The sequence below is a fragment of the Acetobacter lovaniensis genome, assembly GCF_014207635.1.
In the GTDB taxonomy this organism is placed as follows: Bacteria; Pseudomonadota; Alphaproteobacteria; order Acetobacterales; family Acetobacteraceae; genus Acetobacter; species Acetobacter lovaniensis.
Map to the genome: position 1 here is coordinate 82,785 of NZ_JACHIE010000002.1, position 23,947 is coordinate 106,731.

22 protein-coding genes and 2 pseudogenes are annotated in these 23,947 nt (G+C 57.1%); 10 read left to right on the forward strand and 14 right to left on the reverse strand.

What is annotated here, in order from left to right; translation table 11 throughout:
- Positions 1 to 125 precede the first annotated feature (125 nt).
- Complete coding sequence (locus tag HNR55_RS03620) at positions 126 to 392, forward strand: metal-sensing transcriptional repressor (RefSeq protein ID WP_166111514.1); 267 nt, start codon at positions 126 to 128, stop codon at positions 390 to 392.
- Positions 393 to 396: 4 nt separating this feature from the next.
- Positions 397 to 1,608 (forward strand): MFS transporter, encoded by a 1,212-nt coding sequence (locus tag HNR55_RS03625; RefSeq protein ID WP_166111517.1) that lies wholly within the window; start codon positions 397 to 399, stop codon positions 1,606 to 1,608.
- A gap of 82 nt (positions 1,609 to 1,690) precedes the next feature.
- Here the strand turns inward: HNR55_RS03625 and HNR55_RS03630 are convergent, their stop codons facing one another.
- Entirely contained in the window at positions 1,691 to 2,722 is a 1,032-nt protein-coding gene (locus tag HNR55_RS03630) for a mitochondrial fission ELM1 family protein (RefSeq protein ID WP_166111520.1), read from the reverse strand.
- A 199-nt stretch (positions 2,723 to 2,921) separates the two neighbouring features.
- Here HNR55_RS03630 and HNR55_RS03635 point away from each other — a divergent pair, with 199 nt between their 5' ends.
- Positions 2,922 to 4,082: a DEAD/DEAH box helicase gene (locus HNR55_RS03635; protein ID WP_253545115.1), complete on the forward strand. Its 1,161-nt coding sequence runs from the start codon at positions 2,922 to 2,924 to the stop codon at positions 4,080 to 4,082.
- 189 nt (positions 4,083 to 4,271) lie between these two features.
- Complete coding sequence (locus HNR55_RS03640; protein WP_166111526.1) at positions 4,272 to 5,300, forward strand: M14 family metallopeptidase; 1,029 nt, start codon at positions 4,272 to 4,274, stop codon at positions 5,298 to 5,300.
- Positions 5,301 to 5,522: 222 nt separating this feature from the next.
- On the opposite strand, the gene glyA is transcribed toward HNR55_RS03640, so the two are convergent.
- Positions 5,523 to 6,812: a serine hydroxymethyltransferase gene (gene glyA / locus HNR55_RS03645; RefSeq protein ID WP_166111529.1), complete on the reverse strand. Its 1,290-nt coding sequence runs from the start codon at positions 6,810 to 6,812 to the stop codon at positions 5,523 to 5,525.
- Between the two features lie 461 nt (positions 6,813 to 7,273).
- Between glyA and hemB the strand changes: the two genes are divergently transcribed.
- Both hemB and HNR55_RS03655 read left to right on the forward strand, forming a co-directional pair.
- Positions 7,274 to 8,278, forward strand: a complete 1,005-nt coding sequence (hemB, locus tag HNR55_RS03650; RefSeq protein ID WP_166111532.1) for a porphobilinogen synthase — start codon at positions 7,274 to 7,276, stop codon at positions 8,276 to 8,278.
- A 73-nt stretch (positions 8,279 to 8,351) separates the two neighbouring features.
- Positions 8,352 to 9,125 (forward strand): arginyltransferase, encoded by a 774-nt coding sequence (locus HNR55_RS03655; RefSeq protein ID WP_166111535.1) that lies wholly within the window; start codon positions 8,352 to 8,354, stop codon positions 9,123 to 9,125.
- A 114-nt stretch (positions 9,126 to 9,239) separates the two neighbouring features.
- Here the strand turns inward: HNR55_RS03655 and HNR55_RS03660 are convergent, their stop codons facing one another.
- The gene (locus HNR55_RS03660; protein ID WP_166111538.1) at positions 9,240 to 9,806 is read right to left on the reverse strand and encodes a hydrolase; all 567 of its coding nucleotides are present in this window, start codon (positions 9,804 to 9,806) and stop codon (positions 9,240 to 9,242) included.
- A 108-nt stretch (positions 9,807 to 9,914) separates the two neighbouring features.
- On the opposite strand from HNR55_RS03660, the gene HNR55_RS03665 reads away from it, so the two are divergent.
- Positions 9,915 to 10,544 carry a TetR/AcrR family transcriptional regulator gene (locus HNR55_RS03665; RefSeq protein ID WP_166112082.1) on the forward strand — a complete coding sequence of 210 codons (630 nt, stop codon included), beginning with the start codon at positions 9,915 to 9,917 and terminating at the stop codon, positions 10,542 to 10,544.
- A 482-nt stretch (positions 10,545 to 11,026) separates the two neighbouring features.
- On the opposite strand, the gene HNR55_RS03670 is transcribed toward HNR55_RS03665, so the two are convergent.
- Positions 11,027 to 11,587, reverse strand: a complete 561-nt coding sequence (locus HNR55_RS03670; RefSeq protein ID WP_166111541.1) for a recombinase family protein — start codon at positions 11,585 to 11,587, stop codon at positions 11,027 to 11,029.
- Positions 11,588 to 11,721: 134 nt separating this feature from the next.
- On the opposite strand from HNR55_RS03670, the gene HNR55_RS03675 reads away from it, so the two are divergent.
- Both HNR55_RS03675 and HNR55_RS16875 read left to right on the forward strand, forming a co-directional pair.
- Complete coding sequence (locus HNR55_RS03675) at positions 11,722 to 12,204, forward strand: hypothetical protein (RefSeq protein WP_166111544.1); 483 nt, start codon at positions 11,722 to 11,724, stop codon at positions 12,202 to 12,204.
- A gap of 584 nt (positions 12,205 to 12,788) precedes the next feature.
- Positions 12,789 to 13,073 (forward strand): annotated as a pseudogene (locus HNR55_RS16875) (transposase); the annotation flags it as partial.
- Here the strand turns inward: HNR55_RS16875 and HNR55_RS03685 are convergent.
- From HNR55_RS03685 to HNR55_RS03695, 3 genes are all read right to left on the reverse strand, one after another.
- Positions 13,009 to 13,449, reverse strand: coding sequence for a hypothetical protein (locus tag HNR55_RS03685; RefSeq protein WP_166111547.1), 441 nt, complete (start codon positions 13,447 to 13,449; stop codon positions 13,009 to 13,011). The pseudogene HNR55_RS16875 and the gene HNR55_RS03685 sit on opposite strands and share 65 nt — an antisense overlap.
- 38 nt (positions 13,450 to 13,487) lie before the next feature.
- Positions 13,488 to 13,964, reverse strand: a complete 477-nt coding sequence (locus HNR55_RS03690; protein ID WP_166111550.1) for a DUF1311 domain-containing protein — start codon at positions 13,962 to 13,964, stop codon at positions 13,488 to 13,490.
- Between the two features lie 333 nt (positions 13,965 to 14,297).
- On the reverse strand, positions 14,298 to 14,579 hold the full coding sequence (locus HNR55_RS03695) for a hypothetical protein (RefSeq protein WP_166111553.1): 282 nt from the start codon (positions 14,577 to 14,579) through the stop codon (positions 14,298 to 14,300).
- A gap of 609 nt (positions 14,580 to 15,188) precedes the next feature.
- On the opposite strand from HNR55_RS03695, the pseudogene HNR55_RS03700 reads away from it, so the two are divergent.
- Positions 15,189 to 15,413, forward strand: a pseudogene (locus HNR55_RS03700) (transposase); the annotation flags it as partial.
- A 12-nt stretch (positions 15,414 to 15,425) separates the two neighbouring features.
- On the opposite strand, the gene parC reads toward HNR55_RS03700, so the two are convergent.
- The 7 genes from parC to pabB form a co-directional block, all read right to left on the reverse strand.
- Positions 15,426 to 17,636, reverse strand: a complete 2,211-nt coding sequence (gene parC / locus HNR55_RS03705; protein ID WP_166111556.1) for a DNA topoisomerase IV subunit A — start codon at positions 17,634 to 17,636, stop codon at positions 15,426 to 15,428.
- A gap of 84 nt (positions 17,637 to 17,720) precedes the next feature.
- On the reverse strand, positions 17,721 to 18,479 hold the full coding sequence (recO, locus tag HNR55_RS03710) for a DNA repair protein RecO (protein WP_184382570.1): 759 nt from the start codon (positions 18,477 to 18,479) through the stop codon (positions 17,721 to 17,723).
- A gap of 39 nt (positions 18,480 to 18,518) precedes the next feature.
- On the reverse strand, positions 18,519 to 19,424 hold the full coding sequence (tsf, locus tag HNR55_RS03715) for a translation elongation factor Ts (RefSeq protein WP_166111562.1): 906 nt from the start codon (positions 19,422 to 19,424) through the stop codon (positions 18,519 to 18,521).
- 131 nt (positions 19,425 to 19,555) lie between these two features.
- Positions 19,556 to 20,344 carry a 30S ribosomal protein S2 gene (gene rpsB / locus HNR55_RS03720; protein WP_166111565.1) on the reverse strand — a complete coding sequence of 263 codons (789 nt, stop codon included), beginning with the start codon at positions 20,342 to 20,344 and terminating at the stop codon, positions 19,556 to 19,558.
- A gap of 162 nt (positions 20,345 to 20,506) precedes the next feature.
- Positions 20,507 to 21,613, reverse strand: a complete 1,107-nt coding sequence (locus HNR55_RS03725; RefSeq protein ID WP_166111567.1) for an aromatic ring-hydroxylating oxygenase subunit alpha — start codon at positions 21,611 to 21,613, stop codon at positions 20,507 to 20,509.
- A 159-nt stretch (positions 21,614 to 21,772) separates the two neighbouring features.
- Positions 21,773 to 22,579, reverse strand: coding sequence for an aminotransferase class IV (locus HNR55_RS03730; protein ID WP_166111570.1), 807 nt, complete (start codon positions 22,577 to 22,579; stop codon positions 21,773 to 21,775).
- Positions 22,576 to 23,943 (reverse strand): aminodeoxychorismate synthase component I, encoded by a 1,368-nt coding sequence (gene pabB, locus HNR55_RS03735; RefSeq protein WP_166112085.1) that lies wholly within the window; start codon positions 23,941 to 23,943, stop codon positions 22,576 to 22,578. Before pabB ends, HNR55_RS03730 begins: the two co-directional genes overlap by 4 nt.
- Positions 23,944 to 23,947 lie beyond the last annotated feature (4 nt).

Here is a 23,947-nt window from a genome sequence, read left to right on the forward strand (position 1 = left end):
TCCATCCTTTAGAAGTCAATTTTTTCCTTCTCCATGCCCCCTGCACCTACTGCAAGGATGTGGCTCTCGTGAGGGTATGCGTGTTTGTACGTTGCCTACCCCTCCCCCCTAGGGTAGGGTGATGTATGGTTCATCACTCTCACCCCCTTATCCGGCGGCAACTGCAACAGGCCCACGGGCATCTGGCCAAAGTTATTGCCATGCTCGACGAAGGTCGAAGCTGCTCCGACCTTGCGCAACAGCTTGAGGCCGTGGAAAGCACGATCCGCAAATCCAAGCGCATACTGGTGCAGGACCACCTTGAGCACTGCATTATAGACGCCATTGCCGCAGGCGAGATCAGCCGTGAGGACGCCTTGCAGGCTTTTGCCGCCCTGACCAAATACCTGTAAGCGCATGCTGCATGTTTTGCGCCACCGCACCTACCGCCACCTGTTTGGGGCACAGCTTGTTGCCCTGACCGGCACCGGCCTTGCCACGGTAGCACTGGGGCTGCTGGCCTTCCGCGTGGCGGGGGGGCATGCCGGAGCTGTGCTGGGCACCGCACTGGCCATAAAAATGCTGGCTTACGTGGGCCTTGCCCCCCTTGCCGCAGCTTTTGCAGGTTACCTGCCGCGCCGCACGGCACTGGTTCTGCTGGACCTTGTACGCTGTGGTGTGGCCATCTGCCTGCCGTTTGTGAACACGGTCTGGCAGATTTACGTTCTGATCTTTGTCCTCCAGGCGGCTTCTGCCGCATTTACACCGACTTTTCAGGCGACCATCCCCGATATTCTGCCCGACGAGCAGGATTATACCGATGCGCTCTCCCTCTCCCGCATTGCGTATGACATGGAGAGCGTACTCAGCCCATTACTGGCCGCGGCCCTGTTGAGTGTCGTGTCCTTCCACGCCCTGTTCGTGGGGACTGCACTGGGCTTTCTGGGTTCTGCCGCTCTTGTTGTGTCAGTTCGCCTGCCCGCCCCCAGCACCGCACCGCACCGGAGCGTGTACGAACGCACAACCCGTGGCATACGCCTCTACCTTGCCACTCCACGCCTGCGGGGCCTGCTGTGTATTAACATGGCCGTGGCCGCCGCGGCCTCCATCGTGCTGGTCAACACGGTTGTTTATGTGCAGGGCACATTCGGGCTGGGGCAGAGCGCAACAGCGCTCGCACTGGCCTGCTTTGGCGCTGGCTCCATGCTGGCAGCCCTTGGTCTGCCCCGCGTACTGGCACACAGGGCGGATCGTACGGTCATGCTGGGTGGGGCCAGTGTGCTGTGTGTGGGGGCTGCTCTGGCCATAGGCGTGCCCAGCTATGGCTGGTTGCTGCCACTCTGGGCCGTGCTGGGCGTTGGGTATTCCGTTGCACAAACACCTTCTGGCCGCCTGCTCCGCCGCTCCGGCACGGCGGAGGACAGGCCCGCACTGTTCGCGGCCCAGTTTTCGCTCTCTCATCTATGCTGGTTGCTGGCTTACCCGCTTGCCGGACGCGTGGGGGCTGCGTTTGGACTGCCTGTTGCCGCTATGGGGTTATGCGTGCTGGCAGTTATGGCTACGGTGCTGGCGTCTCTGATCTGGCCCGCACACAGCCCGGACACTCCCGAACCTTTACCACCCCAGTAGCCTGAGACAGTCCCACCAGAACCCGCCGGACCGGAAGCCACACAAACATGCGGCCTCTGCCCTTCCATACACTATGGGCGGGCTAGAACCCGAGCCTGCTGTGCATTTCCTCCACCAGTTCTGTTGCGTCGTCCAGTGGGGTCACGTTCCATGGCGTGGGCAGGCGGATGGCACTCTCACCCAGCACACGCACGCGCCCGGCCAGTTCGAGTTCTTCAACAAACTCAATGATCCGACGGGATTTGCCGGGCAGCGGAAAAACCGTAACAGGCGCACGCCCTGCCACGGATTCGGACATCATGGAAACGCTGTCTATGGTTACAAGCAGGCTATCGGCACAGGCGATCAGCCCGATATAGGGGTTATCCCCCTCCCCATCCCATACAAAGCCGCCTGCGGGTTCTATAATTTCCTTCAGCGCAGCCAGTGCCTGCGGGTCTGTCCGGCGTGAGGCGGTCACAATCAGACTGCCGCCTTCATCCTTGCGGGTCTGCACCAGCACATGGGCCAGTCTGCGGGCCTCTGCCTCACCCAACTGGAAGCGCCCGTTGGAGCCACCAACAAGGGCCGCTACCAGCGGGCGGGGCAAATGGGCAAGCCGTGGCGCCCACTCCTGCCGGGCGTTTGCAAGCTCCTCGGGGGTAAGGCCATGCAGCGCGGTGCGGCCCAGCAGAACATTGGGGCCAGAAATATCATCATGTCGGCAGGCCAGAATCAGGTCAAAGCGGGTGAGCGACTGCCGGGGATTCTGAATCTGCACCACCGGGCGGTGGCGCGCGCGCAGGGCCGCGCCAATGGCGCCACCCTTGCCGCCAATGCTGATCACCACATCCGAGCGCAGCAGGTCCTTGTGGGATTCCAGTATCTGCCCGCTGCTTCCGCGCAGGCATGTCCGGCCAAGCCACCGCGGGCCAGCCAGAGCTACACGCGCCACACGGCTGGGGCATACAGGCTGGAACGTACCGTCCCATCCGGCACGGTGGGCAAGCCCCAATGCCTGCGAACGCATACCGGCAAAATTCTCCCCCACCACAAAAGCACGGGGGACCGCTCGGGGCAAATCCCCTACCGGGTCTGAACCAGTTTGCGCACCTGCATACATTGCGCTCGCCATAACGCGCATTCCTCCGCTACACATCGGCCTCTGCAACCACGCGCCCTGCATGGTCCGCTTTGTCCTTGCTATCGGTTTGTCTTTAAAAGCAAGGCACCTTGTACGCATTACAGACCACAAGAAAGGCAACAGTATGTCCGCTAGCTTCAAGGATACAGGTCTGTCCCCAGCCCTTTGCGCCCATGCACAGCAGGCGGGAATGACACATCCGACCCCCATCCAGCTGGCGGCCATTCCCGCGGCACTGGAAGGGCGGGACATTCTGGCCACCGCCCCGACCGGCACCGGCAAAACGGCGGCTTATGCGCTGCCCATGCTGCACAGGCTGCTCAAGGCCCGCAAACCCCGCACATTGCTGGTTATGGTGCCCACGCGTGAACTTGTGTTGCAGACCGCCAGGGTCTTTCGCGCCTGTCTGGGGGAAGGGGACACAAAGCAGGCGAACACCAGAACCCACACCCCACCCATTATCTGCCTGTATGGCGGCGCGGACCGGGATGAGCAGGCCGCAGAACTCATCCAGACTGGCGGCATGAGCCGTATTCTCATTGCAACACCGGGGCGTCTGCTGGACTTTATTGGCACGGGCACATGCGACCTTACGGACTGCTTCCAGCTTGTGATGGACGAGTGCGACCGCCTGTTCACCCACGAGTTTGAGGAGGAAACCCGCACCATCCTCAACTACCTGCCCACACCGCGCCAGACACTGGCTTTTTCCGCCACCATGCCTGCGGCCTGCAAGGCCATGCTGGCCAGCATTGTGCACAAGCCGCTGGAACTGAGTGTTGAAAAACCACCCGAGGAGCGCCCTGCCATCCGTCAGGGTGTGCTGTTTCTGGAAGACGAGCAGAAGGCGGCCTTCCTCAAGACGTTTTTTGGTCGCAGCCCCAAAACACGCAGCATCGTGTTTGTCCGCACCAAGGCGGAGGCGGATGTACTGGCCGCCACACTCAAAAAAGCACGTCTGGCCGTAGCCCCCCTGCACGGGGACCTGACACAGGACAAACGCACAAGCACGGTAGCCAGCTTTGGCTCTGGCCGCCTGTTTATTCTGGTCGCGACCGATGTCGCCGCCCGCGGGCTGGATATTGCCTCGGTCACGCAGGTCATTAACTACGATGTGCCCGAACAGCCCGAAACCTACCTGCACCGCATTGGCCGCACAGGCCGCGCGGGGCAGAAGGGCTCCGCGCTCACCCTGTGTTCGGGGGCGGAACGCAAACGCCTGCGGCAGGTGGAAGTTGGCGCGCATGTCAAACTCCGCGTGCTCAGCACGGAGCAGGCACTCCCACCAGCAACACCGTCTGGCCCGCGCGCAGGAGCAGGCAAGCCCCGCCCAAAAACCAAAGGCGCATAAACCACACCCGCCGCTACAACCCGGGCATGTCCCTCATGCCCGCAACCATTCCACACCAGCTTGCAGGGAGGGGATTGCAGCCACACGCAACCCGAACCATACTCAGGCCATGTGGTGCAGTTTTTTTCTCCCTCACCCATTATGCCGGTCTTTGGGGACAACACTCCGTTGCAAAGCACCGGGGCAGCCATGAGCTGTGCCGCAAAGCGCAAACGGGGGGGTAAAAGCTCTTACCGCTTTCGCACCCTGTCAGAAGTTCTGCCATCTCCCCCGCCACCCCTCCCCCATGCCTCACCGCAGGACCCCTTGCCGGACATAACGCCATGGGTGCCGGGGAACTGCGGCATAAGGGGGGTCCATCATTTTGAAAGCCACAGACCCGGCCCCCACATTGCCATAACGGCCCTGATGCATGGCAACGAATATGCCGGGGCCATGGCCCTTACCCACCTGCTGGCAACACCCCCCACCCCCACACGGGGGCGGCTGAGCCTGATTTTTCTTAACCCGGATGCGTACGCAGCGTTCGACCCCCGCTACCCCTCCCGCTTCCGCTATATTGAGGAGGACATGAACAGGCTGTGGGCGCCCAAACTCATCCACTCCGCGCACACATCCCTGGAAATGCAGCGTGTGCGCGAGCTTGTACCCGTGATTGACACGGTGGACGTCCTGCTTGACCTGCACACCATGACATGGCCTTCCGCCCCCCTGCTGCTGACCAGCATGGCGGAACGCAACCTACGCATGGCCAGCACTCTGGCCTGCCAGCAGGCAAGCCCCCCGCAGGTTGTGCTGGATCAGGGCCACCCCACCGGGCCACGCCTGATTGATTACGAGCGTTTTTCCACACCCTCGGGCACAGCACGGGCCTGCCTGCTTGAAGCCGGGCAACACTGGACCCGCAGCGCTGCCCAGCACAGCCTGAACATGGCCCGCGCGTTTCTGGCCCAGCATGGCATGGGGCCGCCTTTACCCACCACCCCACACCAAGGCGGGATCAATGCCGTGGTGACCGATTGTGTGGAAGCCCATACCGCAGGCTTTGCCTTCCTGCGCCGCTATGCGGGCGGAGATATTATTGAACACGCCCACACCCTGATTGCCGTAGATGGCATGGACGAAATCCGCACCCCTTACGATAACTGCATGCTGGTCATACCCAACCTGCGCCCCCGCCGGGGACATACGGCGGTCCGGCTGGCGCGCATTTTTTAAAAAATCAGATCCGGCCAGCATGGCCTGAGCATCAGGCACAGTCGCACAGGCCCGAGGTGGCGGTACTGGGCATCTGATCCGTGGAGTTATTGCCATAAGCACATTGGGCAGCGCAGGCCGGACGTGCCGAAAGTCCGGAACGAGTGAGCCTGCCCCTACACGCAAAAAAGGCGCGGGAGAAACCTCCCGCGCCTTTTAAGGCAGAACCGGTTTAAACGCGGATTAGCGCGTATAAATGGGGAAGCGCGCGCACAGGGCCTTAACCCGTTCATGCACGGCGTTTTCCACCACGGTATCACCCTCACCACCCGAGGCAGCAAGGGCGGTCAGCACTTCGTCGATCATTTCACCAACCTGACGGAACTCTGCCTCGCGGAAGCCGCGCGCCGTGGCGGCAGGGCTGCCCAGACGCACGCCAGAGGTAATGGCGGGTTTTTCCGGATCAAACGGAATGGCGTTTTTGTTGGCTGTAATGCCCGCACGTTCCAGAGCCTGTTCCGCTGCCTTGCCGGTCACTTTTTTGGGCCGCAGGTCAACGAGCAGCAGGTGGGAATCCGTGCCACCCGTCACAATATCAAACCCGCGTTCCACCAGCACTTCGGCCAGCACTGCGGCGTTCTTCTGTACGGCTTTCTGGTATTCCTTGAACTCAGGACGCAGGGCTTCGCCAAAAGCTACGGCCTTACCGGCAATAACATGCATGAGCGGGCCGCCCTGCAGGCCGGGGAATACGGCGGAGTTGATCTTTTTGGCCAGTGCTTCGCTGTTGGTCAGGATCAGGCCGCCACGCGGGCCGCGCAGGGTCTTGTGCGTGGTGGAGGTTACAATATCCGCATATTCCAGCGGGTTGGGGTACAGGCCCGCAGCAACCAGACCGGCAAAATGCGCCATATCCACCATAAGCAGCGCACCCACTTCGTCCGCGATGCGGCGGAAACGGGCAAAGTCGATAATCCGCGGGTAAGCGGACCCACCAGCCACAATAATGGAGGGCTTGTGCTCGCGCGCAAGGCTTTCCATCTGGTCATAGTCCAGCATGCCGTCCTGCTGGCGTACGCCATACTGCACGGCATTGAACCATTTGCCCGAGTAGTTGGGAGCGGCACCATGCGTAAGGTGCCCACCCGCTGCAAGGCTCATGCCCAGAACGGTGTCACCCGGCTTGCCCATGGCCATGAACGCGGCCTGATTGGCATTGGCACCCGAATGCGGCTGCACGTTGGCAAAAGCTGCGCCAAACAGGGTTTTGGCGCGTTCAATGGCCAGAGTTTCCACCTTGTCCACTTCCACACAGCCACCGTAGTAGCGGCGGCCGGGGTAGCCTTCGGCGTATTTGTTGGTCAGCACACTGCCCTGCGCCTGCAAAACAGCCTCGGAGGCCATGTTTTCGCTGGCGATCAGCTCAATCCCATCCTGCTGGCGGGTCAGCTCTGCGGCAATGGCGGACGCAACGTCCGGATCCGTCTGGGTCAGCGGCGCATGAAAAAAACGGTCCAGATCCGTGTGGCTCATTCGGGTGTTCCCTCAAAATCAAACTGTCGTTTGGCAACATGCCTGCCGGGCGGCAGATGGTGGTCACTCTATACGGTTCCGGCTCGCTCTTTGCCAGACCATGTTCCACACTGCTTTTTATAACAGACACAAGCGCTGGGTGCTCTCTTACCCCGTTCCACGCACACCTGACAGGAGAAAAACGCAAAAAGGGCAGAACTCTCCCCTTTTTTCTATTCCACACTTTTGCCCACGCCCTCTTTGGGACAAGGAGTAAACATGGCTCCCCGGCATGCCACCCCTATCAACTACGGATTCGCGCATCCTGAGCACGACAACACCGCGCGGGGCTGACCTTTGCCCGGCGGGGTTGCATAACAGGGGCAGGAGCGCATACTTCGCCCGTTCTGTTCACCCCGTACCGTCATGGGTAACCGGCCAAGCCTGCCCCGTGGCAAACACCGTGCAAGGAGATCCCGCCCATGATGGCTGGTCGTTTCCCTTTGACCCGCCCGCGCCGCAACCGGTTTGACGATGCGACACGCCGTCTGGTTGCCGAAAACTCACTGGGCATCAGCAACCTGATCTGGCCGATTTTTTTCATGGAAGGGACAGGTGTCACAACCGAGGTTTCCTCCATGCCCGGCGCGCACCGCGTCACACTGGACCGGCTCGCCAGACATGTGGAACCGGCTGCAAAGCTGGGTATTCCAGCCCTTGCCCTGTTCCCCATCACCCCGACGGACGCGCGTGATGAAGCCGGAACCGAAGCGCTCAACCCCGACAACCTGATGTGTCGCGCGGCCAGACTGCTGAAAAAGGAATTCCCCGACATGGCCCTGATCGGGGACGTGGCGCTGGACCCCTACACCAGCCACGGCCATGATGGCGTGATCGAGGATGGCTACGTGGTCAATGACGCCTCGGTCCAGATCCTGTCCCGGCAGGCTGTTAATCAGGCCCGCGCGGGGGTGGATATTATTGCCCCTTCGGACATGATGGACGGTCGCATCGCCTCCATCCGGCAGGACCTTGACGGCAATGGCCTGATCAACACCCGCATCATGTCCTACGCAGCTAAATATGCATCCGCCTTTTATGGCCCGTTCCGCGATGCGCTTGGCTCTGGCGGGCTGCTGAAAGGGGACAAAAAAACCTACCAGATGGACCCCGCCAACAGCGACGAAGCCCTGCGCGAAGTGGAGATGGACATTGCCGAAGGGGCCGACATGGTCATGGTCAAGCCCGGCATGCCGTATCTGGACATTATCCGCCGCGTAAAAGACACGTTTAGCGTGCCGACTTTTGCGTATCAGGTCTCGGGAGAATATGCGATGCTCATGGCAGCCATCAACAATGGCTGGCTCGACCGCGACCGCGCCATCATGGAAAGCCTGATGGCCTTCCGCCGTGCTGGAGCCAATGGCATACTCACGTATTTTGCCATTGAAGCTGCACAGCGCATCCGGGAAAGATCGGGCCTGTAACCCACCGCCTGGCCCATGCCGGGCATAAGCGGGCCGGTTCTACTGGCCCGCCATGCATCCGGGATTGCCGATTATGACGCCTCCGCTGCGCAACCCGCAGTTTTTTTATACCACAACGGCACAACCATGCCCGTACCTGCCTGCGCGCATGGAACGCAAAATTCTGGTTGATCTGGCAGTACCCGATGCCGACGCCCTGCACAGCCGCCTGTCCGCCACGGGCTTCCGGCGCAGCCACACACTGGCCTACGCACCTTTGTGCGCGGGGTGTTCGGCCTGTATTCCCATCCGCCTGCCTGTTGCCGCCTTTACCCCCAACCGCACACAAAAACGGATATGGAACCGCAATACGGACCTCAGCGCGACCTTGCTGCCCCCCATAGCAACAAGCGAACAGTACGACCTGTTCCGCCAGTACCTGAGCGCCCGCCACGCAAATGGCGAAATGGCGCACATGACCGCGCGCGACTACCGGATTATGGTGGAGGAAACAACGGTTGACACGCAGATCATAGAATTCCGCACACCAGACAGCAAACTGGTCGCAGTCAGCCTGACCGATACGCTCGATGACGGGCTTTCGGCCGTGTACAGCATTTACGACCCACAGCAGACCACCCGTTCACTGGGGGTTTATGTTGTGCTTTTCCTTATCCACCAGACATTCCTGCTTGGCTGCCCGTATCTTTATCTGGGCTACTGGATTCCGGGCAGTCCCAAGATGGCTTACAAAAGCCGCTTCCGACCGGCAGAAATCCTGCGTGATGATACATGGCAGACGCTGGACCCGGAGCAGCCCATCAACACCACGCGGGACGCCCTGTTCCCCGATGCGCCGTTATTCTGACCCGCCAGCCCCTCCTGGCGGGCTTACGCCCCACAGGTCATGCCTCCAGAGAGCCGAGCCTGGGCTCCGGGGCTGTGGACTGATTGCGCTGATACACCACCCGATAGCCTGTTTTTACGCGTCCAGCATGATCGCATCACTCGTCGTCACGCGGCCAAGGCGTGGGAAAATTGCCTCGCAGGCAAAACGCTGCATCTCCAATGTGAACGTGGACATGATGTCCTCGGCAAGCACAACGTTGTATCCGTGCTCATGAGCCGCCCGAGCGGTGGACTCCACCCCCATATTGGTCGCAATTCCGCCGAGCACGATGGTGGTAATCCCTCGACGCCGTAACTGGAGGTCGAGGTCCGTGCCGTAAAATGCTCCCCACTGCCGTTTCGTGACCAACAGATCGTCCGCTTCAGCAAGGCCGTCAACCAGTTCGCTCCAGTCTGGCGCGAAACCTCCTGATGACGAAACAGGGCGATCGACCGCGCCATGCACAGCATCGGCAAAATCGGGGGCGAATGCAACGTTCACCAGAATGACGAGAGCACCGGCAGCCCGGAAATGCGCTGCGACTTTTTTCGATCGTTCGACGATCTCTCCGCCCGATGTTGGTTCAAGAGGAAGCCCCGTTATGCCCTTCTGAAGATCAATCAGGACAAGAGCCGTCTGGCTGGCTGGGAGTGAAAGCATGATGAGACCTTCCTTATTGACGTTCGAAGTGCTTTCCCTAAGCATTGCCTGGGGCATCCAGAAACGTTGTAATTTGAGTACAGACTCAAGTAGGAGGATTATTTGAGGATAGACTCAAATACGTCAAGAGAAAAACGAACGCCTCTCCAGCCACTCCGCTCGACGGGGCGCCAGCGCGTTGAGGAACTGCTCGCGGCTGCGTCCGACCTTATGGCGGAGCGCGGTTATGAAGCGACAACAATGGCGGAGATCGCGGCCCGCGCCGGGGCGAAGGTCGGTTCGCTCTATCGTTTCTTTCCGAACAAGGAATCTGTGGCGGACGCGCTGGTGCAGCGGCATATCGCCATTCTGGAAGAGGAATACGCAGCACTTGCCCTGCGTGCGACCAGACTTTCGCCAGAAGAACTGGCCGATGTGCTGATCGAGTTCCTTGTCACGCTTCGTCCACGCGTCAAATCATTACCCGCGCTGATGGAGGCACGGACCGACAGAATGGAAATCCGTGATTGCGCACGAGGGCATGCCATAGCCGGAATTGCGGCGGCATTACGTGTCTGCGCACCGGGGCTGGATGAGTCTCTGGCGAGAGACATCGCGGTGGTTGTTCTGAACACCATGAAAATTTTACAGGGCATGCTCGTAAAAGATGCGCCGACGACACCAGACGCTCCCAACGAGTTGCGCCGGATGAACCGGCTCTATCTTTCGGACCGGCTGGCACCGTTCCGCCGCACCTAGAGCACATGGTAGATTATAATAAAATTTTTAATATCCTCTCTTGGTATCATATCTTTTTATGAAATCTCACCTTGTGTGCAAACAGCCAGACGCATGTGCAGACTATGAAACAGCGTGGTGGCTGTCACCTTCATGCTGGTGATCCGGGAAGGTTTTGCTTATTGGTTTTCTTGTTTGGAACGCAAACGTTTCAGTTTCCCTATGGATTTTTCCAGATTACAGGCTTGGGTATTCCCCCTGCCTGCAACAAACATGATAACAAATCGCCTTTATTTCTTTAACTATTATAGTACATCTCAACTTCTCATTAATGTTCTTTACGTTCGGCATGAGACGCTGATCAATATTAAACAATCCTCCCAACGCAACCAAGATGCTCTTTACAACGTTTCGTGTCCGAAAAACGGTCGTTTTTGGGAACCTGTCAAGCGACCACCAACAGGTGGTGCCCCCAGTGTCCCGAAAACGTGCTTTTTGGCACGCTATGCTCCGCTCCTGACCGTGCGCCAGACAGTACTTCTGCTCACCCGAAAAATTTTTGCAATTTCGGCCAGAGATCGTCCTGTCTGCTTCAACTCACAGACATGCTTCCTTTGCCGGGATGTCAGAGTGGGGGATCTTCCCAGTCGCTTCCCGGCCTGACGCGCGGCTTCCAGTCCTGCACGCGTCCGCTCCCGGATAATCTCCCGTTCAAACTGGGCGAAGCCTGCAAGAATGGTCAAAAAAAGCTGACCATTGGGTGTGCCGGTTTCAATCCCAATATTCAGTATCCGCACACGAATGCCGTTTTCTGTAAGGCTCCGCACCAGCCCCATAACATCGACCGTGTCTCGTCCAAGCCGATCCAGACGCGCCACCACCATACTGTCTCCGCGTTCCAGCCGGTTCAGCAGAGATGATAACCCCCGACGTTCCAGCGCAGGAACACGACCTGAAACAGTATCGGTAATGATCTCCTCCAGACCCTCCCGTCTCAGTTCGAGCAATTGAGGATCGTGGCTCTGTTCATCCGTGGAAATGCGAGCGTAACCATAACGCACCATCGTTTGTGTCTCCTTATGTAAACGGGACACGTTTTTGAGACGCCGTTTCACTCTGTTCGGGCAGCCAAAGCCTTCTGTCCCAAAAACGACGGATTATGAAACAAAATTCGCACCATCAAATGCAGAGTGTAGCAATGAATTTTACAATTGATGGCGACCCAGTCTGGTTCAACGGCATTACAGGTACGGTCAAAGGACTGCAAAACTGGAGTTCTTCAAATGTAAATTTGCCCGATGGTGAAGACTCTGTAACTAAAGAAAATAGTTATACCGAACAGGCCAACATCATAACGCCCCTTAATCGGCACCAGAAGTTCTGGATTGTAACACCAGACGGTCGCGAAAAAGAAATAAGTGATCCCAAACTTCATTGTCGTGAGGGTGATTGCGTATCCCTCATTTGGGGAAATGATAAAGACAGAAAAAATTGGAATTATTTGGTCTTTAAAAACCATACAACCAAAGAAACATATTTTCTTGAAAACGTGTTTTGTACAAAAAAAACCGTCAAAAATGACAATACATCAAATTTCAATTGTGTTTCTATTTATTGTCATATTCATAACGATTTCCGCATTAATAGCAGTCAATACCTACTCACACTCATTATACTCTAGAGGGATATTCCCATTTTTAATTATACTCGGCATCATATCACTTATGAATCTCATAAGGATATATATAAAGAACTTGGAAAATACTAATCTGAACCGTAAAAAATACCTATTCCTGATTGATTATCTTCTGGCAAATAAAGACTTCATGCAGTCCATTTCCTGACCCACTCCACGTCGTGAACGGTAGAGATTGCTCACGCGGGAGCCAGTACGTCCATCATATCCCGCCCCACTCTATCAGGACGGAGAATGACAGGGACTGTCTCTGCGTTCCGGATGCGCCTGTCACGCAGATGTACATGCCGATCAGCAATCCATATGCTGCCGCGCCGCCTTCGTCTTTTACCTCAAACAATGAACCCTGAGCCTAGAGCGCATCCACTGAACTCTGAATTGTGTGGGGTGACATGGGGCATGGATTGTGATTCACCGTTTCCATTGATGGAGATGGTGATGGCGCGAGCATTGAGTGATGATCTTCGGGTGCGCGTTCTGGAAGCCGGAGCAGCGGGCGGGTCAGCGCGTTCATTGGCGAAGTGTTCGGGATCGGGATTTCGACAGCGATCCGGTGGCTCCGGCGTGATCGTGAAAGCGCCGAATGGGCGGGGGCACAGATGATGTTCCTGCCTCCCTATAGTCCCGATTTCAACCCGATCGAAATGGCGTTCGCCAAACTCAAGGCCCTTTTGCGCGCCAAGGCAGCAAGAACCGTCACAACCTTATGGGACGCCGCTGGATCAGTCCTGTATGCTTTCACTCCTGACGAATGCGCCTACAGGCCGCGAAGATTCCTTCTCATCTGCACTATTCCAGTTTCCGCTGGGTATAGGCCAAATCCTTCGTCAGTTGAGCAATGTACTGAAGGTTAAGACTCGTCAAGCACGACAATCTACGGACTTCATGAGCGGCAGATTCTGCATCCCCCATAACAGACATTGAAAAATCACAATATTTATTTTTATATTTTTCAAATTCCCGATTTCTTATCGGCATATATCTTCTGGCATCTCCCTTAAAATACTCTTCCTCAAACCACGTATCCAACATCCTCGGCTCCTGCTTTTCTTTTTGAACCAGCAGTCTCTCACTCGCTTCAAAATTTTTCTCCGCACAAAGCCTGACATCTGATAGCGCTCGAAACTGGCGGTAACATGCTTGAGATAAATCATTTGTACTGGGTTCTGCACAAACAAAAGCAGGCGCTATAGAGAAGCAACAAACCATCAAAAAAATATTTTTTCTCATTGAAAAATTTCCATTATTTATAGAAAAAATTAAATTAATTACCTTGACTGCACAAACGGCAAGTCACCATCAATCTGCTCAATATAATGAAGATCAAGGCTCACACGACATGCTTTTTCATAGATTTCGTGAGAGTTACTGACTGATCCGCCCATAAGAGACATTGAAAAATTACAATTATCTCTCTTATATTTTTCAAATTCTTGATTACTTTCAAGAATCTTTTTCTTTGCTGCATCCTTATAGACTTGCTCTACATCCCATTGATCAAGAACCATCATGGCGTGCTTCTGCTCTCGTGCAAGGTATTTTTCACTCTCAGCGAGCTTTCCCGTCAGACAAACAACAATATCTGACGATACAAAAAAATCTTCAGAACATTGATTGTATAAATCCTGAGTACTGGGGGCAGCATTGGCAATACCCCCAAAAAAAATAATACAAAAAACAAAGCCGCTAAAATTTTTCATCATCAAGAACCTAGCACCAAAATCATCCAACCCTGCATCATTCAAGGAAATTACTACTTTTCTTTAAATACATTTTTTAGATCCACGTTGCAAAATTTTTGAAATTCTATTTCATAAAATCTCTCACATACAACAGTTTCTTATAATAATTTATATCTCCATGATTATAAAGAGCCGAAACACTATTAATATTTAAATTTTTCCACCCTGTAATAACTCGTTTTTTTGCAGATTTTTTATATTTCCAAATCTGTCCACGTCTAAAGATAGAAAAATTGGGATCAATATTTTCCATAACCTCAACTGTGCTGCCGATTTTCTTAGATAATTCATTCAGTGTTTTTTCATTATAAACTTTTATTGTGAGAATTTTTCCATCTATATCGCTATTTTTTTAAAATCCTCATCTACTACAACTTTTATATCTTTATTGGCATGCTTCATTAATAAAAACCCAACACTAATTCGAATATTATCAATCGGATTTGATAAAGCAGAATTTATATTTAACCACCCTTTCCAAGCAGGAGGAACAATAAGATAGCCTCCCTCATTATCAGAAAAAAAAGCTTTTAAACCTGGCTCTTGTGTATTTCCAATCTGCATAGGTCTACTACGCCATGAAGGGTTATCTGGCCCTCCCGTTTCAACCCAGATCATTGCCTTAATTATTTTCCAATCCAAGGGTCGGTAGTTTGGAGTATTAATTAAATAACGATTATACTCATTAACTATATTTTTATATCTGAATCATATGCATTCCAACGATCTAAATAACGACTTTCATTAATTGTATCTTGCCATTTTTCAAAACCAGTTTTTGCACGTCCGGACAATGTTTGAAGGACACGATATCTCTTTAGAGTTTAATGTGTTGCCACAATATCTCTCCAATCTGCCGCACACGATTAGTGCGAACAGAAAACATATTTTTTATGGGAATACTCTACGCCGGGAGCTCTCAATAGACGCAGAAAGGCTATTGTTCTTTATCAAATATGCATTACGAACTCAGTGTTAATTATTTTTACGCAACTCAAATTCAAAAATTAATCTAAAGCGCATCCACTGAACTATGAATTGTGTGGGGTGACATGGGGCATGGATTGTGATTCACCGTTTTCATTGATGGAGATGGTGATGGCGAGCATTGAGTGATGATCTTCGGGTGCGCGTTCTGGAAGCCGGAGCAGCGGGCGGGTCAGCGCGTTCATTGGCGAAGTGTTCGGGATCGGGATTTCGACAGCGATCCGGTGGCCTCGGCGCGATCGTGAAAGCGGCGAACGGGCGGGGGCACAGATGATGTTCCTGCCTCCCTATAGTCCCGATTTCAACCCGATCGAAATGGCGTTCGCCAAACTCAAGGCCCTTTTACGCGCCAAGGCAGCAAGAACCGTCACAGCCTTATGGGACGCCGCCGGATCAGTCCTGGATGCTTTCACTCCTGACAAATGTGCCAACTTCTTGACAGCCGCTGGATATGAACCGGAATAAAGTGGACTCGCTCTAGGCTTTTTTGTTCGTCCATGTGGGAGCAAGCTTGCCAACACCTGCGCGCTTGCCCAGCCAGTCCTGCAAATCCGCCATGACGCGGTTTCGCACGGTTCCGGGCCAGACCAGCCCTTCGGATGCAGTAAATACCACAGCCTGACGCAACTTCCCGCCATCGGCGTATTTCTGCAACGCCACCCCCAGACCACGCCCCATGACGGGGAGCTGGTCGAGCGGGAAAATCAAAAACCGGCGGTTATCCCCAAGCACGGCCACATGGTCCCCCTGAGCTGGAATGCACAACTGGGCGGACTCATCGCCCTTGAGGTTGAGCACCTGCCGACCTGAACGCTTTTCGGAGACGAGGTTATCATCCTCCACCACCATGCCACGCCCTGTACTGGAAGCCACAAGGCGCTTACCACCTTCCTCCAGCACAAAAACCGCTAGCAGTTCTTCATCATTGGAGAGGTCCATAAGCAGGCGTACCGGCTGGCCATCACCCCGCCCCCGTGGCAGGTCCACGCCCTTGAGCGTAAAGGCACGGCCATCGGTCGCAAAAAAGCACAGCCTGTCCGTGCTCTGGCACGGAAGAGCCAGCTTGAAGCCATCCCCTTCCTTGAACTTCTGGCTTTCCAGATCAACATTGTGGCCCTTGATGGCGCGCACCCACCCTTTTTGGGACAGGATCATGGTCAGCGGTTCGCGTTCCACTGTTTCCACCACCGAAATATCAACCGGCTTGGGAGCGGACAGGATGGTGCTGCGCCGTGGGCCAACACGGCCCTTGCCAAACGCCTTGACCATACCCTCCAGTTCCTGCCCGATCTGCTTCCAGCGCTGTTTTTCATCCCCCAGCAGCGCGAGCAGCCCGGCTTTTTCGGCGGAGAGGGCGTCGTGCTCCTTGCGAATTTCCATTTCCTCAAGGCGGCGCAGGCTGCGCAGGCGCATGTTCAGCACGGATTCGGCCTGCATATCGGTCAGGCCGAAGGTGGCGATCAGGCTGGCCTTGGCGTCATCCTCCTCGCGGATAATGCGAATGACTTCATCCAGATTGAGGTAAACGATGAGAAAGCCCGCCAGAATTTCCAGCCGTTTTTCCACGGCGGCAAGGCGGTGGCGGCTGCTCCGTTCCAGCACTTCGTGCCGGTGGTCCAGCCATGCCTGCAACACCTGCTTGAGCCCCAGCACACCGGGGGAGCGGTCCGCCCCCAGCACGTTCATGTTCAGGGGAAAGCGGCTTTCCAGCGACGTGGCGCGGAACATGGTTTCCATCAGCACTTCGGGTTCGATCCCGCGTGTCTTTGGCTCAAGGATCAGGCGGATTTCATCCGTACTTTCGTCGCGGATATCGCCTAGCAGCGGGAGTTTTTTCTGTTCCAGCAGGTCTGCCACCTGTTCGATCAGGCGGGACTTCTGCACCTGATACGGTATTTCCGACACAACAATATGCCATGTGCCAAACCGCCCCTGCTCCACAGCCCAGCGTGCACGCATGCGGAAGCCCCCACGCCCCGTCTCGTACGCCTGCAGAATGGCCGAGGCGTCCTCCACGATCAGCCCACCGGTGGGGAAGTCCGGCCCCGGCATAAGAGCCAGCAGGTCCTGCGTGGTGGCAGCAGGGTTACGCACCAGCAGCGCCGCGGCAGCGCACACCTCCGCCGCATTATGGGGGGGAATGCTGGTGGCCATGCCCACGGCAATACCCGCAGCACCATTGGCCAGAAGGTTGGGGAACGCTGCTGGCAGCACCACGGGTTCCTGCTCCTCACCATCATAGGTGGGGCGAAAATCGACCGCGTCGCTCTCTATCCCGTTCAGCAGGGCGACAGCCACTTCAGTCAGGCGGGATTCCGTGTACCGCATGGCGGCTGCGTTATCGCCATCAATCGAGCCAAAATTGCCCTGCCCTTCCACCAGCGGGTAGCGGGCCGCAAAATCCTGAGCCAGACGGACCAGCGCCTCATAAACCGAGGCATCACCATGGGGGTGGAACTTACCAATGACGTCCCCCACGACACGCGCGCATTTTTTAAACCCCGATGTCGGGTCCAGCTTGAGCTGGTGCATGGCGTAAACCAGCCGCCTGTGCACGGGCTTGAGCCCATCACGTACATCTGGCAGCGAACGTGACATGATGGTGGACAAAGCATAGGCCAGATAGCGCTCACTTAGCGCATCTGCCAGTTTTGTCTCCTCAATATGGCCTTCGAATGTCTCGTTCATGCTCTGCCCCAGATAAAACGGTGCGATGTGTGATGGTCATGACATACCGCCACAAACCCGGTTGTGCCAGCCTTGGTGCGCAGTTCAGGTGTTGCCCGCTCCGGCTACCAGTTTTTCCACACGCCCGAGTAGCCTCTGCCGGGCGGCGGGGAGTGGCAGATGCCGCTGGCCAAAAGCATCCCGCGCCAGAAAATGCCCACTCAGGCGCAGGCCATCCAGCCAGTCCGGCCAGGAGCCCGCCTGTGTGGGGTCATGCAAAAAAACAGGCAGGGGCAGGAGCCGGTCCTTCCACACGCCTGCTCCTTCGCGGCTGACGGCGCGCCCTGTGCGGGGGGAGACAAAGGCGAGGTCGTTCGTCTGCCCGGTCACGGCACAGCAGCTTAAATCCAGCCCAAAACCCAGCACGTCCAGCAAGGCCAGTTCCCATTCAATGTAATTGGGCAGGCCGGTCTGCTCCGCAACATCGGGGCTGTAGCCGATAAAGGAAAGAAGTTTGAGGGTCGCCCCAAAAAATGCCGGGCACGGCTCGCCCTCGGGCAGGGTGGCATCGGCCAGCACACAGGCAGACTGCATCATGGCCAGTGCCAGCGGCATGCTCAGGATGCGCGCAGCGCAGCCGTACAGCAGTTCACCCGATACCTGAACAGGGGCACCCTCGCCCCGTTGAGTCAGGCGGACCTTGACCACATTCCCCGGCTGCCACAAGGCGCGACCAGCTCGGCCAGCTCCCCCGTAAGCCAGAGCGCGCACCAGCCCGTCCTGCTCGGTCAACATATGAACCCGCGCGCCATTCTCGCCCTGCGGAGCCACAAAAACAACAAGAGCGGGAGCCTCCCTTTGCAGAGAAGTCCCGCCCCTGTTCAGCATGCAGAAGAGCCTGTCTTAGACGCCGGAAACCTTGGCGACTTCAGCAGCAAAGTCGTCAACGACTTTTTCGATGCCTTCGCCAAGGTGGAAGCGGTCAAAGCCCACCAGCTTGACGCCAGCTTTTTTAACAACATCCTTCACGCGGGTTTCGCCGTCATGCACCCATACCTGTTCCAGAAGCACCACTTCTTCGTAGAACTTGCGGATACGGCCTTCGACCATTTTTTCAATAATGGCTTCGGGTTTGCCCGATGCGCGGGACTGTTCGATCAGAACAGCGCGTTCACGCTCGACTTCTTCCTGATTCAGGCTGTTCACATCCAGCGCGGACGGGCGGGTCGCGGCAACATGCATGCCAACCTGACGGCCCAGCTGCTCAATGGCTTCATCAGCCGTCGGAGCTTCAATAGCTGCCAGAACGCCAATCTTGCCCAGACCGGGACGCAGCGCGCCATGCACGTAAGTGGCCACCACACCAGACGGCACAGTGAACACGCGTGCGCGGCGCAGGGTCATGTTTTCACCGATGGTGGCGATCAGGTGCGTCAGTTCGTCAGCAACGGTACGACCCGTAGCCAGCGTAGCTGCCTTGATGGCTTCCAGATCATCACCAACCTTGAGCGCAACCTGAGCAACGGATTCCACAAAGTTCTGGAACGCTTCGTTACGGGCGACAAAGTCGGTTTCGGCATTCACTTCCACCATGGCGGCGGTTTTGTCGCCAGAGGCAACGGCAACCAGACCTTCTGCTGCCACGCGGCCGGATTTCTTGGCGGCGGCGGCAAGGCCCTTGGTGCGCAGCCAGTCAATGGCGGCTTCAATATCACCCTGCGCTTCGTTCAGCGCCTTTTTGCAATCCATCATGCCTGCGCCGGTTTTTTCGCGCAGTTCCTTGACCAGTGCTGCGGTAATTTCCGCCATATTCCTACTCCTTAGAAAACCGCAACGCGCCCCTGACAGGGCGCGTGGCAGAATATTCCGTTGCCTGTAAAAACCACAGGCCTCTCATGCAAAAAACAGCCCGGTCTAAGCCGGGCTGTTTTTTAAAGGCTTCAGCCTGCTACCGGAGCTTCTTCCGCCACCGGAGCCGCTTCCAGAGCGGGTTCAACCGGCAGTTCTTCAGAAGCACCCACGTCATGGCCCGCAGCACCCAGTTCGGCGGAAATACCGTCGAGCACGGAGCCGGAAACGAGGTCGCAATAAAGACCAATGGCGCGAATGGCGTCATCGTTGCCGGGGACCGGGTAGGTCACGCCACGCGGGTCGGAGTTGCTGTCCAGAATGGCCACAACCGGGATACCCAGCTTGTTGGCTTCTTCAATGGCCAGCTTTTCCTTGTTCGTGTCGATCACGAACAGAATGTCGGGCAGACCACCCATTTCCTTGATACCACCAAGGGAGCGTTCGAGCTTGTCGCGCTGGCGGGTCAGTTCCAGCACTTCCTTCTTGGTCAGGCCGGAAGTCGCGCCTTCGAGCGTTTCTTCAATCTGGCGCAGACGCTTGATGGAGCCCTGAATGGTCTTCCAGTTGGTGAGCATGCCGCCCAGCCAACGGTGGTTGACGTAGTACTGACCGCAGCGGCGTGCTGCTTCTGCAATCGGGTCCTGTGCGGCGCGCTTGGTGCCAACGAACAGAACGCGGCCACCACCGGCGACAACATCACGAATCGCCTTGAGGGCGCGGTCGAGCAGGCCAACGGTCTGCTGGAGGTCGATGATGTGAACCTGGTTGCGCACACCGAACAGGAACGGCGCCATGCGCGGGTTCCAGCGGCGTGTGTGGTGACCAAAATGAACACCAGCTTCAAGCAGCTGGCGCAGTGTGAAATCGGGCATCGCCATGGGGCGTATTCCTACCTAACTGGTTAAACCTCCGCGAGACACCACCCAGCCATCTGACTGGGCACCAGAGGTGTATGGCCCCGCGTGTGTTATACCCCGGCCTGCGCCGGGGCGGCTCTATATGGCGTTTTTTGGCCCTGCGGGCAAGGCCAAAAAGTGCGTTCAGCCCTGCTTGAGCGGTTTGGCGTAACGGTTGGGCACCCCGCTGCGGGCCAGCAGCTCGCGCAGGCTTTTGACAACAGGGAACACTTCCACGTTGTGGTCCCCGCCCAGTTCACGCCATGCGTTCTGTTCCATTTCCACAATTTCGCGGTCTTCTTCAAAGATGCGATGCGTAAACAGACCCAGCACCGGCCATGCCATATCAAGCAGGAAAGTCCATTTGGGCTTTTTAACCGACAGCAGACCAAACGCCTGAGTAACCTGCTGGGTTTCCCCCAGCGGCAGGTAACATGCCCACAGGTCCATGATCAGGTCACCGTCCTTGTCGTGGATCTGGAGCGTCTGGTACGGATAGGTGGTGCGGATGGACACGACCTCTTCCACCGGCTGTTCGCGCCCATCATCATGATGTTTGCCAAAAATCAGGGCTTCGGCCAGCGGCTGGTTGCCCCCTTTGCGCGCAAAACTGTAGCGGGCTTCCATAAAGTTTTCGCCCTTGTCCTGCCCCAGAAAACGGGCCGTGATGGAACCCATCTGGCGGCGGTGCAGGAACTGATGGTTCATGTCCATCAGATTTTCGTGCATGAACGTGTAGTGGCACTTCAGGCGCGGGCTGAACTGGCGGGTCTTGTATTCGGGGTTCCCCACCTGCGCGATATCGGGCACGGGCACCTTGTCCGCCAGTTCTGGGTCACCGGGGAAGATAAAGATCAGCCCGCTTTTTTCGCGGCAGGGGTAGGATTTAACCGGGCGACCCACGCCTTCCTTATTCAGGTAGGGCACGGTTACGCATTTGCCCTGCTGGTCAAACGCCCAGCCATGATAACAGCACTTGATGCAGCCCTTGTCGTCCACAACGCCTTTACTCAGCGGGACCTGACGGTGGGCGCAGCGGTCTTCCAGCGCGTAGACCGGGCCGTATTCCGGGCGGATCAGCGCAATGGGGTGGCCTGCAAAACGGGCGGCAAACGCCTTGCCCTGCCGTACCTTGCTGGACCATGCCACAGGGTACCAGAAATTGGGATCAACATCGATCTGCCTCAGATCATAGCGGGGGGCATGCCCCTGCTCTGCCTGCTGCTCCGTAGCTGTTGCTGCCTGTTGCATGATGTCACCTCATCAGAATACCACAGACCGGCTGTTCCGATGCATATCATTCCGGCCTGAAAAGGACGGGCGAACGATTGAGCATTCAGGCGGGTCTGCACAAGCCCTTATCGTCGCATGCCTGCCCTCTAAACGGAATGGACATAAATCAAATCCGGCTTATGCACTCTCCCGCAGGCATTGCTCCAACTGCGCGGTGTGTGGTTCATCCACCGGCAAGGGCGTTCCGTCCAGTGCGGTCACCACCCGGAGCGAAAGGGAATTGACCAGCCACACGCCGCGCGCGCACAGCAGGTCCGCCGGGGCCAGACGGGCCTCGCGCACGCGTGTCTGCTCCAGCAGGCGCTCACGGGCAATGCCCGCCAACGCACCTTCGCCCACATGGGGCGTGAGCAGCCCCGCATCCGTTACCACCAGCAGGTTGCTGATCGTGCTTTCCGCCACGCGCCCCTGCGTGTTGAGCAACAGCGCATCCTGCGCCCCCATACGCTCCGCCTCCTGCCGGGCCAGAATACCGGGCAGGTAGTTCAGGCTCTTGATATAGGACAGGGGTGAGGCCTCATCCCGCCGGATCAACCGGCTGGTCACGGCCTGAATATGGGCAAGGCTGAACTCCCCCGGAGCTGCCGTAAGCAACACGGTAGGGCGCGCATGAGCCGAAGGCAGCAGCCCCCTTGGCCCCTCCCCGCGCGCCACGCTCAGCCGCAGCACCGCGTTTTGCAAGCCGCATGCCTGTAGCAGCGCCGTGGCCGCCTCTTCCACCTCTCCGGCCTGCGGCACGGACATGCCCAGCACGCCTCCCCCCACTGCCAGACGCGCCATGTGCCGGGGCAGATGCAGAACACGTCCACCAACCGCGCGCATGGTTTCAAACAGGCCATCACCCAGCGTAAAGCCGCGGTCTGCCGGGCTTATGCGGGCCTCATCACGCGCAAGGAGCGCGCCATTGAGCCATACGACTGTCATGCTCCCTCCGCAAAGGCAGCAAAAGGGGCTAGCTTCAGGCACATTTCCTCATATTCCTTTTGCGGGTCGGACAGAATGGTAATCCCGCCCCCCGTGCCCATACGCAACTGCCCCCCATGGGCCACAAAACTGCGGATGATCACGGAGCTATCCATCCGCCCATCCACACCAAGGCAAAAAACCGTCCCGCAATAGGCCCCACGGGGTGTGGCTTCCAGTTCGTCAATAATTTCCATGGCGCGGTGTTTGGGCGCACCTGTTACGGAACCGGGCGGCAGGGTAGCCGCCAGCAGATCAGACACATCACACCCCTGCCGCAAATGCCCCTGCACTTCGGAAACAAGATGATGCACATGCGCAAACCGTTCCACCGCCCATAATTCCGGCACACGCACGCTGCCAATACGGGCAACACGCCCGATGTCATGGCGCATGAGGTCCACAATCATCAGGTTTTCGGCACGTTCCTTGTCGTCTGCTGCCAGAGCCTGAGCCAGAAGCCGGTCCTCCGCCCCGCTCTGGCCCCGTGGGGCTGTGCCTTTTATGGGGCGGGTTGTCATATGCCCGTGCCGGTCAACCTGCAAAAACCGCTCTGGCGAGCATGAAAGCAGCGAAAACCCTGCCCCACAGGATAAAAACGCCCCAAACGGTGCCGGGGCCACCTGCCGCAACCGCCGATACAGGCCAGACGCACACACATCTGCTGGCAGGTCCGCCACATGCTGGCAGGTGATGTTGACCTGAAAAATATCCCCCTGAGCAATATAGCGTTGCGCTGCACTGACTGCCCGGCAGTATTCCGCCTGTGTCTGACTGGCCCGCAAATGCAGCGGGGGCACCTGTGGGACTGGCTCCGCGCGTTCAGGCAGGGCGGACCAGAGTGCCTGAACCTGCTCACTGGCTTGTGGCGTTAGCCCACCATGCGCCAGCCCTGCCAGCACCACCTGCCGGTTTTTGCGGTCCCATATATAGGCATGATCATAAAAAGCTGCGGAAAATACAGGAGCATCCCCTTCCACATGCCGGGACGGAACACCTTGCAGGGCACGACCAAAGGCGTAGCTGGCAAAGCCGATCCAGCCACCGCAGAACGGCACATCAGCCTGACAGGCACCAACCCTGAAACCTGCCTGTATTTTACGCAGAATATCCAGTATCTGCTCAGGCGTTCCCCGAGCCTGACGTACCCCATCCACTTCCACCCTGTCTGCAAAAACCTGTAGGGTATGGCGTGGATTATGGCAGAAGATACGCCACCGGCTGCGCGCGTCCAGCGCACCGCCACTATCGAGAAAAGCGCACCACGGGGCACCGCCCCACAGGGCCAGAACCGTATCCGGCTCCCGCCATGGCAGGGGGCGCATCCAT